General features: G+C 74.5%; 12 protein-coding genes. 8 read left to right on the top strand and 4 right to left on the bottom strand.

Annotated features, from left to right (window positions below):
* Positions 1 to 91 precede the first annotated feature (91 nt).
* The 7 genes from DMH12_RS31755 to DMH12_RS31725 all read left to right on the top strand — a co-directional run bounded on the left by DMH12_RS31755 (position 92) and on the right by DMH12_RS31725 (position 7,212).
* Positions 92 to 1,393, top strand: coding sequence for a serine hydrolase (locus DMH12_RS31755; RefSeq protein ID WP_125494849.1), 1,302 nt, complete (start codon positions 92 to 94; stop codon positions 1,391 to 1,393).
* Positions 1,394 to 1,499: 106 nt separating this feature from the next.
* Complete coding sequence (locus DMH12_RS31750; protein ID WP_125494848.1) at positions 1,500 to 2,423, top strand: ornithine carbamoyltransferase; 924 nt, start codon at positions 1,500 to 1,502, stop codon at positions 2,421 to 2,423.
* A complete protein-coding gene (locus DMH12_RS31745; RefSeq protein ID WP_125494847.1) occupies positions 2,420 to 3,685 on the top strand; it encodes an MFS transporter in 1,266 nt (421 codons plus the stop codon). Before DMH12_RS31750 ends, DMH12_RS31745 begins: the two co-directional genes overlap by 4 nt.
* The gene (locus DMH12_RS31740; RefSeq protein WP_125494846.1) at positions 3,669 to 4,487 is read left to right on the top strand and encodes a thioesterase II family protein; all 819 of its coding nucleotides are present in this window, start codon (positions 3,669 to 3,671) and stop codon (positions 4,485 to 4,487) included. The genes DMH12_RS31745 and DMH12_RS31740 overlap by 17 nt, the downstream gene beginning before the upstream one ends.
* 2 nt (positions 4,488 to 4,489) lie before the next feature.
* Positions 4,490 to 5,428 (top strand): TauD/TfdA family dioxygenase, encoded by a 939-nt coding sequence (locus DMH12_RS31735; protein WP_125494850.1) that lies wholly within the window; start codon positions 4,490 to 4,492, stop codon positions 5,426 to 5,428.
* A 45-nt stretch (positions 5,429 to 5,473) separates the two neighbouring features.
* On the top strand, positions 5,474 to 6,274 hold the full coding sequence (locus DMH12_RS31730; protein ID WP_125494845.1) for a 4'-phosphopantetheinyl transferase superfamily protein: 801 nt from the start codon (positions 5,474 to 5,476) through the stop codon (positions 6,272 to 6,274).
* A complete protein-coding gene (locus DMH12_RS31725) occupies positions 6,271 to 7,212 on the top strand; it encodes a TauD/TfdA family dioxygenase (RefSeq protein WP_125494844.1) in 942 nt (313 codons plus the stop codon). The genes DMH12_RS31730 and DMH12_RS31725 overlap by 4 nt, the downstream gene beginning before the upstream one ends.
* 337 nt (positions 7,213 to 7,549) lie before the next feature.
* Here DMH12_RS31725 and DMH12_RS31720 read toward each other — a convergent pair whose 3' ends face one another.
* The 4 genes from DMH12_RS31720 to DMH12_RS31705 all read right to left on the bottom strand — a co-directional run bounded on the left by DMH12_RS31720 (position 7,550) and on the right by DMH12_RS31705 (position 13,384).
* Positions 7,550 to 10,009, bottom strand: a complete 2,460-nt coding sequence (locus DMH12_RS31720) for an FtsX-like permease family protein (protein ID WP_125494843.1) — start codon at positions 10,007 to 10,009, stop codon at positions 7,550 to 7,552.
* A complete protein-coding gene (locus DMH12_RS31715) occupies positions 10,003 to 10,740 on the bottom strand; it encodes an ABC transporter ATP-binding protein (protein WP_125494842.1) in 738 nt (245 codons plus the stop codon). Before DMH12_RS31715 ends, DMH12_RS31720 begins: the two co-directional genes overlap by 7 nt.
* A 169-nt stretch (positions 10,741 to 10,909) precedes the next feature.
* Positions 10,910 to 11,425: a DedA family protein gene (locus DMH12_RS31710; RefSeq protein ID WP_125494841.1), complete on the bottom strand. Its 516-nt coding sequence runs from the start codon at positions 11,423 to 11,425 to the stop codon at positions 10,910 to 10,912.
* 114 nt (positions 11,426 to 11,539) lie between these two features.
* Positions 11,540 to 13,384 (bottom strand): AfsR/SARP family transcriptional regulator, encoded by a 1,845-nt coding sequence (locus DMH12_RS31705; RefSeq protein WP_125494840.1) that lies wholly within the window; start codon positions 13,382 to 13,384, stop codon positions 11,540 to 11,542.
* Positions 13,385 to 13,651: 267 nt separating this feature from the next.
* On the opposite strand from DMH12_RS31705, the gene DMH12_RS31700 reads away from it, so the two are divergent.
* Positions 13,652 to 13,968, top strand: a 317-nt coding sequence (locus DMH12_RS31700; RefSeq protein WP_185832673.1) for a sensor domain-containing protein, incomplete at its 3' end; no start/stop codon positions are given.

Raw genomic sequence — 13,968 nt, 5'->3', positions numbered from 1 at the left:
TTTTTATAAATAACCCCCACCCCCCAAGTACCCCCAGAGAAAAAGGCGCGGCCACGGAGAGTTGGAAAAAAGAGCCGGCCCCCCCCCCCCCGTGGAGAACGGCGCACCCGCCGAGACCGCGCCCGGCGCCACCCCGGCCACCGTCGAGGTACCCGCCGAACTGCTGGCCCGGCTGATGCACCAGGCGGCCGGCCGGGACCCGGATGCCTCGGCACACGGGGCGGTCGCCGAGGTCGCCGCCCTGGTCGGACGGCCGTCCCCCGGCCCGTCCCGCCCCCTCGTCGAGGGCGTCGACGCGGTGATGGCGGACCACAACGTGCCCGGGGCGGCCCTCGCCGTGATCCGGGACGGCACCGTCGTGGGCGTCCAGGGCCACGGCGTGCTCTCCGCGGGCGGCGACGCCCCGGTGACGGACCGGACGCTGTTCCAGGTGGGGTCCCTCAGCAAGCACGTGACCGCGCTGGCCGTCCTCCGCCTCGTGGACGACGGCCTGGTCGACCTGGACGCCGACGTCGAGCGGTATCTGACGTCCTGGCACCCGGCCGACGACCCCGCCGCTCCCGGCCGCCTGACCCTGCGCCTGCTCCTCGGTCACCGCGCCGGCCTGGCCCGGCACCGCAGCGTCGGCTTCCGGCCGGGCGAGCCGCTGCCGGCCCTGCTGGACCTGCTGGAGGGCAGACCGCCGGTGACCACCCCGCGGGTGCGCCGCGAACTGCCCCCGGGCGAGGTCTTCCGCAAGAGCAGCACGCACTACTGGGTCGTCCAGCAGGTCCTGGAGGACGTCACGGGAGAGGCCTTCGCGCCGCTGGCGCGCCGCCTGGTGCTGGAGCCGCTGGGCCTGGCCGACACCGGCTTCGAGCAGGACCACCCGCTCACGGCGGGCCTGCCCGTGGCCCTGGGCCACGACGCCCACGGCACCCCGCTCGAGGGGGGCTGGCGCACCCGCGCCCACCTCGCGGCGGCGGGCCTGTGGACGACCGCGGCCGACGCCGCCCGCTTCACCGTCGCCGTCCGGGACGCCCTCACCGGAGCGCCCGGCGCCCTGGTGCCGCAGGCCCTGGCGCGCGAACTCCTCGCCGGGGAGACCGGCACGTTCTACGGGCTCGGCACCATCGTCGACGACAGCGGTGACGACCTGGAGTTCGGGCACGGGGGCGAACCCACCGGCTACTGGAACATGGCCATCAGCCGGCTGCACGGCGGCACCGGCTTCGTCGCCCTGACCAACGCCGACTCCGGCAAGGCCGTGGTCAAGCACCTCACCGCCGAACTCGGCCGCGGGGACACGGTCTTCGGCACCGGCCGGCTGGCCGCCGACTGGCGCTCCGCCGGCCGCTCCGACGCACTGCCCGCGGTTCTCGCCCCTGTCGTCACCGACGAGGAACGGGAGTGACCACCCGCCCGCGTCCCGTGCGCTGCGCGCCTCTCGCACACCGCACGGGACGTCCTTCCCACCGTCCGGCACCCACCCGGCGGCCCGCAGACCCGAGGAGGAACCCGTGGCACCTGTCCGGCACCTGATCTCCATCACCGACCTGTCCGACGCCGACCTGGCGGCTCTGGTCACCCGCGGTGCCGCGTTCTCGGCCGGCACCGCGGGACGGCCCGACCCGCTGGCCGGGAACGTCGTGGGCGTCTACTTCAGCAGGACCTCGACCCGCACCCGCACCGCCTTCTCCAGCGGCGCCCTGCGCCTGGGCGCCCGGATCATCGCGTACGGCCCCGGTGACCTCCAGCTCAACACCGGCGAGACCAGCGAGGACACCGGCCGGGTGATGTCCGGCATGCTCGACGTGCTGGTCGCCCGCACGGCCGGTGACCCCGCCGAGATGCGCGCCTGGGCCAGCCAGGACCGGATGGCCGTCGTCAACGCGATGAGCGCCGAGGAGCACCCCACCCAGGCGCTCACCGACCTGACCACCCTGCAGCGGCACTTCGGCCGGATCGAGGGGCTGCGCGTGCTGTACGTCGGAGAGGGGAACAACACCGCCTCCGCGCTGGCCCTCGCCCTCACCCGCTTCCCCGGCGTGGAGCTCGAACTGCGCACCCCGCCCGGGTACGGCCTGGCCGCCGCCTACCTGGAGCGTGCCACCGAGCAGGCCGCCCGGTACGGCAGCCGGCTGCACGAGCGGCACGACATGGACGGGCTGCCCGCCGACCTCGACGCCGTCTACACCACTCGCTGGCAGACCACCGGCACCAGCAAGCACGACCCCGACTGGCGGTCCGTGTTCGCCCCGTTCCAGGTCACGTCGGCGCTGTGGGAGACCAGCCCCAAGGCGGTCTTCCTGCACGACCTGCCCGCCCACCGCGGCGACGAGGTCACCGCCGAGGTCCTCGACGGCCCGGCGAGTCTCGCCTTCCAGCAGGCGGAGAACAAGATGCACAGCGCGATGGCGGTCCTGGAGTGGTGCCGGGCATGACGGTCCTGGAGGGCGCCGGAGCCGACGCGGCCGGGCTCGCGGACCGCCCGCTGCGCCGCAACCGCGACTTCCTGCTGCTGTGGTCGGGAGCGGCCATGTCGTTCCTGGCCACCCGGGTGACCGCAGTCGCCTACCCGCTGATCGTGCTGTGGCACACCGGCTCCCCGCTGGCCATGTCGGTGGTCTCCACGGCCGCGCTGCTGCCGCTGCTCCTGGTGCAGTTGCCCGCCGGCGCCCTGGTGGACCGCTGGGACCGGCGGCGGGTGATGCTGGTGTGCGAGGCGGGCCGGATCGCCGCGGTGGGCAGCGTGGCCGTCGCCCTGGCCGCGGGCCGGACGACGGTGGCCCACCTGGCGGCCGTCGCCTTCACCGAGGCGTCCCTCACCGTGTTCTACCGGCTGGCCGAGCGGGGCGCCGTGCGCAACGTCGTGCACCCGTCGCACCTGTCGGCCGCCCTCGCGCAGAACGAGGCGCGCGGCCGGGCGGCGGGCCTGCTCGGACAACCCGGCGGAGTGCTGCTCCAGGCCGCGGCCCGCTGGCTGCCGTTCGGCTTCGGCGTCCTCGGCTACCTGCTCTCCGCGCTGTCCCTGCTGCTGATCCGCACCCGGTTCCAGGAGGAGCGCGCCGAGCGGGCCCACGGCGGGCACCTGGGCCGGGAGGTCGCCGAGGGGATGCGGTGGCTGCGCGGGCAGCGCTTCCTGCGTACGGCGCTCGGCTACGTCGCCGGCACCAACCTGCTGTTCCAGATGCTGGCGTTGGCCCTGATCCTGCGCATCAAGGAGGCGGGGCTGCCCTCGGCGACCCTCGCGGTCGTGGTCGGCATCGGCGGCGTCGGCGGCCTGTGCGGGGCACTGGCCGGCGGCCGGATCCAGCGCCGGGTGCGCCAGCGCACCCTGCTGATCGCCGGCGCGGTCGCCTGGACCGTCCTGATCGGTGCCATGGGGTTCACCGACGGGCCCGTACAGCTCGGCGCCCTGTACGCGGGCACCGGTTTCGTCGGCGCCGTCTTCAACGTGGCCGCCGCCGTCTACCAGGTCCGCACCACACCCGACGCGCTCCAGGGCCGGGTGGCCGCCACCGCCGGGCTGGTCGGCTCCGGCACCAATGCCCTCGGTTCGTTCACGGGGGGACTGCTGCTGGCCGCCTGGGGTGCGCAGCAGACCGTGCACGCCATCGCCGCCGCCATGGCGGTCCTGGCCGTGTGCGCCACCGTGGCGCCGGATCTGAAGAAGGAGGAGACCCCGGATGACCACCCCGCCTGACCGGTCCCCACAGCCGGACGCGCGACGCGAGAACCCGCACGGCGGCCGGTCGGAGCGCGGAGACCTCTGGCTCCGGAGCCACGGCCCGGCCGCCGGGGGAGCGCCCCGGTTGCGGCTCGTGTGCTTTCCGCACGCCGGGGGCAACGCGCAGCTCTTCCACGGGTGGCCGGCCCGGCTGCCGCCCGACGTGGAACTTCTCGCCGTGCGCTACCCGGGGCGGCAGGAGCGGCTGGCCGAGCCCTGCGCGCGGGACATGGCCGCGCTCGCCGACGCCGTCACCGCCGCGCTGGTGCCGCGGCTGGACCGGCCCCTGGCCCTGTTCGGGCACAGCATGGGCTCCTCGGTCGCCTACGAGACGGCCCTGCGCCTGGAGGCACGGCACGGCGTGGTGCCGCGGCGCCTGTTCGTCTCGGCCCGCTCCGCACCGCACCGCGCCAAGCCCACCGGACTGCATCTGCGCGGTGACGACGAACTGGTCGCCGGCGTGCGGCGGCTGGGCTCGCTGGGCTCGGAGGTGTACGACATCCCGGAGCTGCGCGAGCTGCTGCTGCCCGCGCTGCGCGCCGACTACCGACTGATCGAGAACTACCGGCCCGCCGCACCCCCCGTGCGCACCCGGGCTCCGATCACCGCCTGCCTGGGCCGCGAGGACCCCGGCTGCGACCCCGACGCCGTACTGGCCTGGTCCGAACTGACCCGCACCGGCGACTTCGACCTGCGTATCTACCCGGGCGACCACTTCTACCTCGCCGAGCGCGAGGCCGAGCTGGTCGCCGACATCACCAAGGCCCTGGAGGCATGACCATGACGCAAACCGACATCTGGGCTCCCCTGGACATCGAGGCCGAGGGGGTCGGCGGCCCCGAGGAACTGACCGCCCGACTCCGGGACATGGGCCCGGAACGGCTCGCCCAGCTGCTGACGGAGGAGAGGGGCCTCGTCTTCCGCGGGTTCGGCGTCACCCCCGACCACCTGGACGGCGTACTGGACCTCCTGCTGCCCAACCGGCTGGCCTACGTGCACGGCAACTCTCCCCGCACCAAGGTCGGCAGCAACGTGTACACCTCCACTGAGTACCCGCAGGAGTTCACCATCTCGATGCACAACGAGATGAGCTACGCGCACGCCTGGCCCGCCCGGCTCGCCTTCTACTGCCAGATCCAGCCCGGCAGCGGAGGGGCCACGCCGGTCGTCGACGCCGCCCTGTGGCTCGACTCGCTGGACGCCGAGGTCCGGGACGCCTTCGCGGGCGGCGTACGCTACGTACAGAACCTGCACGACGGCTACGGCCTCGGAAAGAGCTGGCAGGACACCTTCGAGACCACCAGCCGCCAGGACGTCGAGGCATTCCTGGAGCCGACGGGCGCGCAGTGGGAGTGGAAGGCGGACGGCGGCCTCAGGGTCGTCTCGATCCGGCCGGCCACCACCCGCCACCCGGCCACCGGCGCCGAGGTCTGGTTCAACCAGGCCGACCAGTGGCACCCCGCCGGCCTCGGCGACGACACCGCCGCGGCGCTGGCGCAGATCCTGCCCGAGGACGACCTGCCGCAGAACGTCACCTTCGCCGACGGCAGCCCGATTCCCGCCGAGTACGTCGCCCAGATCCGCGACCGCGGTCTGGAGCACGCCGTGGATGTCGACTGGCGCACGGGCGACCTGCTCCTGATCGACAACATCCTGCTGGCCCACGGACGCCGCCCCTTCACCGGCGAGCGCCGGGTCCTCGTCGCCATGTCGGACTGACGGCGACCGCGCCCGACCGCCCCACGGACGAAACGGACTCAGGCGATGACCGCCGCATACGAAGTGCTCAAGGACAGCGACGCGGTCCACATCTGGTACGGACGCGCTCCCGACGGGCCGGCCCCGGCGGACACCGGGCCGCTCTCGGAGGAGGAGTCGCGGGCGGTGCGCCGGCTGCCGGAGCCGGCCGCCGCTCGGTACGCGGCCGCACACGTGGCGGTGCGCCGGGTGCTCTCCGGCTACCTCGGCGTGCCGCCCGGCGACGTGGTCCTGGGCAGACAGCCCTGCCCCCGGTGCGCGCACGCCCGGCACGGACGGCCGCGGGTCCACTGGCCGCCCACCGACCTCGACTTCAACCTCTCCCGCTCGGGCCCGCGGTGGGCGCTCGCCGTCGTGACCGGACGGCAGGTCGGCGTCGACCTGGAGGACGGCCGCCCGCTCGACGTCGACGGGGCGTCCCGGTTCGTGATGAGCGCCTCGGAACTGGCCCACGTACGGGCCGCGCCCGACGACACGGCGCGCTCGCACGCCTTCTTCCGCTGCTGGACCCGCAAGGAGGCGGTGGTCAAGGCGATCGGCGTGGGCATCGTCACCGACCTCGGCGCGATCGACGTGCGACCGGCCGAGGACGGCCCGGTCCTGGTCCGGCACACCGAGCCGACCGGACCCGACACCTGGCTGGTGGAGGACCTCCCGCGGATCGGCGGCGCCTTCGCGGCCCTGGCCAGGCAGGCGGGCGGCACCGGACCCGTCGTGCTGCGCCGCTACCCGGACGGGGACGTGGTCCACGGACCCGAGCACCCCCGAGAGCAGACCGAGCAGACGAGAGAGGTGCTGATCCCGTGACCGCCATCGCCTACACGGCAGAGCCCGGAACACCGGTCCACGCATACATCCACGCCCACCACGACAAGCTCCGCACCGTCCTCCGCGAGCGCGGCGCCATCCTGCTGCGCGGCTTCGAGGTCGGCGGGGTCGACGGATTCGACGCGGTGGTGCACGCCTTCTCCGGCAGCGCCCCGCTCACCTATGCCGAGCGCTCCTCGCCCCGCTCCACCATCAAGGGCCAGGTCTACACGTCCACGGACTACCCGGCCGACGAGGAGATCTTCCTCCACAACGAGAACTCCTACCAGGCCGTCTGGCCGCACACCCTGTACTTCTACTGCATCGAGCCCGCGCTCACGCGCGGCGCGACGCCGCTCGCGGACATCCGTGAGGTCCACCGGGCCATCGACCCGGCGGTCCGCGAGGAGTTCGTGCGGCGCGGCGGGTGGCGCGTGGTGCGCAACTTCCACGCGGACTTCGGCGTGCCCTGGCAGGAGACGTTCGGGACCACCGACCGGGACGCGGTCGTGGAGTACTGCCGGGGCAAGGGCATCAGTGCCCGGTGGCGCGCCGACGGCGGCCTGCGGACCACGACCACCCGCCCGGTGGTGCGCACCCATCCGGTCTCCGGTGAGGAGGTGTGGTTCAACCACGCCACGTTCTGGCACGTCACCTCGCTGGCGCCGGAGGTCCGGGAGGGCCTGCGCGAGATCTTCGCGGACGAGGACCTGCCCACCAACACCTACTTCGGCGACGGCGGGCGCATACCCGACGAGACGGTCGCCCACCTCCGCGCCGCCTACCGCTCGGCGACGACCCGTTTCGACTGGCGGCGCGACGACGTCCTGATCGTCGACAACATGCTCGCCGCGCACGGCCGGGAGCCGTTCACCGGGCCGCGGAAGATCGCGGTGGCCATGGCCGAGCTGTCCGGGACCGCCGGCCCGGCCGATTGAACGGCCCCGGACCCCGGCCCCGACGACCACCGGCCCCGGACACCCGCGAGGGTGCCCGGGGCCGGTGCCGTGTGCCCCGGACCGTCCGTACCGAGTTCGACCGGTCGCCGCCGCCGTGCGAAACGGCCCGCCGGGCGGCGGGCGTGTGGTGCGCCGCCGGAGTCGGCGGGCGTCCCGACGGCCGGTACCCGGTGCCACGATGGGCGGCCGGGACGCCCGGTGGAGGACGTCCCGACCGCCCGGCACCGCGGGCCGACGGGGGAGGCGGCACAGCGGTGCCGGGGTGGTGCCGGGCGGAACGGGGGATGGTTCGCCCGGCACCGGATCAGGGGGGTGGCTACTCCCGCATCCCCGCGAGCTCCACCGCCCGGCGCCGCAGGGCCACGCCCGCCGGGGCCACCGAGGCGATCACCGCCAGCACCGCGCAGGAGGCGACGACCCCGCCCAGTTCCGCCCAGGGCAGCACGATGGTGGTGTCCACCGACAGCAGGCCCAGCGCCCCCCACATCCCGGCGAGGTTGAGCCCGGCCACCACCAGCCCGAGAAGCGCGCCGACCGCCACCACCATCAGCGACTCGGCACCGACCAGCCGCAGCACCTGCCACCTGGTGGCCCCGGCCAGGCGCAGCACCGCCAGATCGCGCACCCGGTCGGAGGTGGCCATCACCATGGTGTTGACCAGCGAGATCCCGGTGTAGAGCAGGGCGATGCCCAGGACCAGGAAGAAGCCTGCCCGGGTCGTGCTGTTGGTCTCCGGGTAGGCGGCCGCGACCCACTCGTCCCGGCTCGACACCTGTCCGCCGGCCGGGCCCACCGCCTCGCGCAGCCCGGCGGCCACCGCACCGGCGTCGGCGCCGTCCGCGAGGGCCACGTCCACCCGGTCGACCGGGGCACGGGGTGCGTTGGCCGGCGTGACGTAGACGCCGTTGCCGCCGGTGCCGGTCGTCATCACGGCGGCGATGCGCAGCGTCCTGCGGGTGCCGTCCCCGAGCCACACCTGCACGTTCTGGCCCACGGAATGCCGTTCCCACTCCTCGTTGACGATGATCGAGGAGTCGTCGAGGTCCGTCGCCCTGCCCTCCGCCAGCGGCAGCCGGGTGGTGGCGGCGAGGGCCTCGGGGTCGGCGACGGCACGCGCGTCGGACCTGATGAGGGCGACGCCCTCCTCCAGGACGTACACCGCGCTCGACGAGGTCGGGGAGACCACCGCCCCGGGGACCGAGCGCAGCCGGTCCACGGTCCGCGCGTCGAAACCCGTGTCGCCCGCCCCCGTGACCACGAAGGCGGCGGCGGTCTGCTCGCTCGTCTCGGTGGCCTTGGCCTCGTTGAGCGTCGCCGTGGCACCGAGCAGCGAGCCCGCGAGGGCGACCGTCACCAGCACGGGCGCCGCCACGGCGGCCGTACGGCGCACTCCGGCGGCGGCGTTCTCCCGCACCAGCATGCCCGCCGCGCCCGGCAGTTGGGCAGGCAGCCAGGCCAGCAGCCGCGAAAGCGGGCGCACCACGACGGGGGCGAGCAACGCGACCGCGGTGATCAGCAGCATCGGCCGGCTCACGTACGTCTTGCGGTGGAGCAGGTCGCCGGGCGCACCGAACAGCGCGATGGCGAGCGTCACCAGCGCGGTCAGCAGCAGGCCCGCGCCGAACAGCCACCGGCCCCAGGTCATCGCCCGGGTGTCGACGGACGCCTCACGCAGTGCCTGCGTCGGGGCGGTACGGCCGGCCCGCCAGGACGCGGCGATCACGCCGCACAGCGCGACGAGCAGCCCCGTCCAGAAGGCCATGTGGTACGGCCAGGTGTAGTCGCCGATCGTGAACCAGGCCGGTGCCAGCTCGCCGTCGACCACCCATGCGGCAAGCCGCGGCGCGCCCCACGAGCCCAGCGCGCAGCCGGCCGCGGAGGCGAGCACACCCACTCCCAGCGCCTCGGCCAGGACCATCCGGCGAATCTGTCCCGGGGTCGCCCCGGCGGTACGCAGGAGCCCGAACTCCCGGCGCCGCTGGGCGACGGCGAAGGCGAACGTGGACGCCACGACGAACACCGACACGAAGGCGGTGACGCCGCCGGCCGTGCCGAACATGGCGTTCATGGCGGTCAGCGCCTCGCTGTCCCGGTCCGGATCGGCGTCGGCGAACCTGCGGTCGTCTCCGGTGAGGACGCGCACCCCGGCGCTGCCGCGCACCGCGTCCCGCACCGCCGACGCGTCCGCGTCGACCGCGAGCTGAAGGCTGACGGGGGAGAGCCGCGCGGCCTCGTCGTCGGTGTAGAAGACGGCGTCCTCGAAGCCGCGGTCGGGCACCGTGCCCACGACCTCCACGACACCGCGGTCCGTACGGACCCGCTCGCCCGGCTCGGCCCAGCCGCCGGTCACCACGACCTCGCCGACGTCGCGTGGCGCGCGGCCCGCGTCGATCTCGTACGGGGCGAACGCGGCCGTGGACCACGGGTGGCCCACCAGGTCACCGGGCCCGCCCTCGGCGCGTACCGCGAACGACCGGTCCGCCACGACCCGGCCGAGCCGTTCCAGTTCCGCGACGGCCCCGGCCGGCACGGGACGCGGCTGGGCCAGCTCGTGCGTGCGGTCCCCGATCGGCGTGGGCACCCGCAGGGTGTCCTGGCCCCGCACCACGACCGGCGCCGCGGCAAACCGCTCCGGCCCCCGGTCGGGCGCGTCCATCGACGAGGCGAGGGCCAGCCCCATCACGGCGAGCAGGGCGACTCCGAGCGACAGCGCGACGAAGCTGCCGAGGAAGGTGACCCAGCGCGTGCGCAGGGTGCGCAGGGCGACGCTCAGCACGGCACGGCCTCCAGCCTGGTCATGCGCGCGGCGATCTCGTCGGCGCCGGCCCCGGCCAGTTCGCCGTTGACACGGCCGTCGACGAGGAAGACCACGCGGTCGGCGTACGAGGCGGCGACCGGGTCGTGGGTGACCATGATGACGGTCTGGCCCTCGCGGTCGACCATGCCGCGCAACAGGGTCAGCACCTCACGGCTGGTCTGCGAGTCCAGGGCGCCGGTCGGCTCGTCGCCGAAGAGCACCTCGGGGCTGGTGATCAGGGCGCGGGCCAGGGCGACGCGCTGCTGCTGGCCGCCGGACAGCTCCGTGGGCCGGTGTCCCGCGCGGTCGCCGAGCCCCACCTGCCGCAGCACCTCGCGCACCCGTGCGCGGCCGGGCCGGCGGCCGGCCAGCCGCAGCGGCAGCGCCACGTTCTGCTCGGCGGTCAGCGACGGCAGCAGGTTGAACGCCTGGAAGACGAAACCGATGCGCTCACGGCGCAGCAGCGTCAGCTTGGTCTCGCTCAGCCGGGTCAGGTCGGTGTCACCGACGACGACCGACCCCGACGTGGGCCGGTCCAGACCGGCGGCGCACTGGAGGAGGGTCGACTTGCCCGAGCCGGAGGGGCCCATGACGGCGGTGAAGGTACCCCTGGGGAAGGCCAGGGAGACCTCGTCCAGGGCCGTCACGGCGTTGTCGCCCGCACCGTACCGCCTGCTGACGGAGCGCAACTGGATCGCGTCGTTGTTCATCTGTCCCAACTCGTTGAGTGTCGGTCCTCCCGCGCGCCTGGCGGGGTGGAGTGTTCGGGGAAACGGCGCCGTGCGGCCATTGTCGAGTCGGCCCGCGGCCGGACGGGGCCGGGCGGCTGGCAGGTGCCTGCACTGGCAGCAGCCTGCGTACCCGGCCCCGTCCGGGCCGTCAGCCGGGCCCGGCGGGGCCCATGACGTATCCGATCAGGACGAAGGCGGGCGCCCACACGGCACTGCTGGCCGCGGACCACAGCAGGTAGCGCCGCAGCGGCATGCCCGTCGCTCCGCACAGGGTGGGCACCAGGGTGCGCAGGACGGCGGTGAAGCGTCCGACGAAGACCGCGCGTCCCCCGCGCTGTTCGATCAGCCCGAGGGCACGCCGGGTGTACCGGCGGCGCCGTTCCCCGCGGAAGAGCGGAGCGAGGAACCGCGCGCGCCAGCGCCGTCCCACGGCGTACCCGGCGAGGTTGCCGAGCAGCGCGCCGGCCACGGCGACGAGCAGGGTCGCCTCGACGCTGACGTGCCCGTGCCAGGCGAGCATGCCGCCCAGTACGACTGCCGTCTGCCCCGGCAGCAGCGCCCCGATCACCGGCAGCGCGGCCTCCAGCGCGGGCAGCAGCATGACGGCGACGAGGATGCCGAAGCCTCCATGCACCGTCATGTGCTCCGCGAGCCAAGCGGTCATCGGATGCCGCCCCCCTCTTTTCCAGGTGACTCCACGAAACCGCGTGGGGGCACCCGGGCGCAGTGCGGCAGAGACGAGACTTGGGGTAGGGCCAGGCCTACCCTCGGGCTCGGTTCAGCTCGCTCTGGAGAGCGTGAGACCGCCCCGGCACCCGAGCGGACCTGCCGCCACCAGCCGCATCAGTTCGTGGAAGCGATAGTGCGGACGCCCCGCCGCGTCGATCCCGGCCATCTCCAGGACCGTCTCCTCCACCAGGCGTTCGAGCAGTTCCTCCGCGGCCTCCTCGGCGAGCCCCAGTACGCCCGCGGCGTCCGCGGCGGTGACCGTGCCGTGGGCGTCCGGGGCCAGCTCGCGGGCCGCCTCCCGCTCGGCCTCCGGCCGGGAGTCGAGCGCCGTCAGCAGGGTCCGGCCGGTGTCCAGGTCGCCCGCGCGAAGCTCCGCGAGCCGCAGCGCGGGATCGGCCAGGCGCCGGGCCAGCCGGGCCGCGGGCCAGTGCGGCCGGGCGGCCAGCCGGGTCGCGGCGGTGCGCAGGGCCAGCGGCAGCCCGGCGCACGCGTCGACGATGCCGCGGGCGGCCTCCGGTTCGTGCTCGACACGCTTCCGACCGGCGATCGCGGCCAGCAACGCGTAGGAATCGGCGGTGTCGAGGGGTTCCACCACGACCGTGCGCGATCCCGGGACCGCGGTCAGCCTGCTGCGGCTGGTCACGATGACGGCGGAGTCCGCCGTGGCCGGCAGGAGCGCGTCCAGGCGCAGTTCGCCCGCCGCGTCGTCCAGCAGGATCAGGAGTCTGCGGCCGGCCGTGCGGGTGCGGTAGCGGTGGATCAGGTCGTCCAACGGGTGGGAGGCGTCGTCCGGAACCGCGGGCCCCTCCGTGCCGGGCTCGCCGAGTGCGCGCAGCAGTTGCGACAGGACCGTCGCCAGGTCCTTCACCCTGCCGTCCGCGTGGCGCAGTGGCACGTGCAGCTGCCCCTCGGGGAACTCGGCCGCCACGGCGTGCGCGACCTCGACCGCGAGCGCCGTCTTGCCCACGCCCGCCATGCCCGCGATGAGCATCCGCCGGGATCGGAACGCGCCGCGCCGCCCGCGAGGGGGCCGCAGGTGCGCGCACAACTCGGCGAACTCCTCCCTCCGGCCGGTGAAGTCGGCCGACGGCGGCGGCAGGGTCACCGGCGGCCGCACCCGTACGGTCGCCCGTACGGTGGACGTCGCGGGCCTCGGGAGCAGCGTCAGCTCCCCGCTCAGCACCGCCTGGTAGGTGGCCGTGAGGTCGGTGCCGGGATCCACGCCCAGCTCCTCGGCCAGCACCTTGCGGCCCTCGTGGAAGACCCCCAGCGCCTCCGCCTGGCGCCCGCACCGGTACAGAGCGGTCATCAACTGCGCCCGCAGCAGCTCCCGCACCGGGAACTCGTTGACCAGGCCCGTCAGTTCCGACATGACCTCCTGATGCCGGCCGAGCGCCAGGTCCGCCTCCAGACGGCGCTCCAACGCGTTCGTCCTGGCCTCCTCCAGGCGCGGCAGCTCCGCCTCGGCCAGGTGCTCGGTCACGTTGGACAGCGCAGGTCCCTGCCACAGCTCGAGCGCCCGGCGCAGCGAATCCGCCGCATCCTCGAACCGCCGCTCCTCCAGGGCCGTACGCCCGGACCGGTCCAGCCGCTCGAACTCGAACAGGTCGACGCCGGCCCCCGGGGCGGCCAGCTGGTATCCGGGCTGGCGGCGTACCACGTCCGCGTCGGGGCCCAGGGACTTCCGCAACCGCGAGGTGTACGTGTACAGCTGCGCGTTCCTCGTCGCGGGCGGGTCCCATCCCCACAGCAGGTCGCTCAGCCGCTCGTCGCTGACCACCCGCCCCCGGGCGAGCAGCAGCGCGGCCAGCACGGTGTGAACCTTGGACCCCGCCAGCGCGACGCGCCGGCCTTCGTCGGACGCCTCCACGGGACCAAGCAGCCGGAATTCCATGGTGTGACTCCCCCACCTGAGACGGCCTCGGCCGTCTGGGCGGCGGGGGCCGGTTCGGTACGCCGAAGCGTTGTCCCGGCCATTGTTTGCGCCACTCGTTGGCGGAATTGTGTCTTCAGCTTGGCAGCAGGCTGCGCTGGCAGGAGTCTGCCGCCGCAGACCCGTGACCTACCCCGGCGGGGCCCGTGGGGGTAGGGCAGGCCCTACCCGTCTTCGCCCCCCTGGGCCGATGGTTCCCGACCGTGCGGGAGCTCTACGGTGATGCGCATGCACCCTCGCAATGCGTGGCAGGCCCTGTCCGCGCCCGGCTTCCTGCGCTCCGCGTGGCCGTTGCGCTCGGCCGCCTACCTGGTCACCGGAGCGGTCACCGGCGTCGTGGTCCTGGTCGGGATCGTGACCGCGGCCGCCGTCGGCGTGGTTCTGGCCGTCGTGGTCGTGGGGCTGCCCCTGCTGATCCTCACCGTCCTCGCGGGCATCCCCGTCGCCCGGCTGGAGCGCCACCGGCTGCGCATCGTCGACCGCGACCCCGCCCCGGACCCCCACCGGCCAGAGCAGACCGGCGAACAGCAGGGCGTGGCCCAGCT

This window comes from Streptomyces sp. WAC 04229 (assembly GCF_003947455.1).
Classification (GTDB): Bacteria; Actinomycetota; Actinomycetes; order Streptomycetales; family Streptomycetaceae; genus Streptomyces.
Note: the sequence above shows the minus strand (reverse complement) of the source record. Positions and strands in the feature narration are given on the sequence as shown.

Bases quoted from the DNA above. Each gene is read 5' to 3' on its own strand.
- DMH12_RS31745 (WP_125494847.1), top strand. From the start codon at position 2,420: ATGACGGTCCTGGAGGGCGCCGGAGCCGACGCGGCCGGGCTCGCGGAC.
- DMH12_RS31740 (WP_125494846.1), top strand. From the start codon at position 3,669: ATGACCACCCCGCCTGACCGGTCCCCACAGCCGGACGCGCGACGCGAG.
- DMH12_RS31735 (WP_125494850.1), top strand. From the start codon at position 4,490: ATGACGCAAACCGACATCTGGGCTCCCCTGGACATCGAGGCCGAGGGG.
- DMH12_RS31730 (WP_125494845.1), top strand. From the start codon at position 5,474: ATGACCGCCGCATACGAAGTGCTCAAGGACAGCGACGCGGTCCACATC.
- DMH12_RS31715 (WP_125494842.1), bottom strand. From the start codon at position 10,740: ATGAACAACGACGCGATCCAGTTGCGCTCCGTCAGCAGGCGGTACGGT.
- DMH12_RS31710 (WP_125494841.1), bottom strand. From the start codon at position 11,425: ATGACCGCTTGGCTCGCGGAGCACATGACGGTGCATGGAGGCTTCGGC.
- DMH12_RS31705 (WP_125494840.1), bottom strand. From the start codon at position 13,384: ATGGAATTCCGGCTGCTTGGTCCCGTGGAGGCGTCCGACGAAGGCCGG.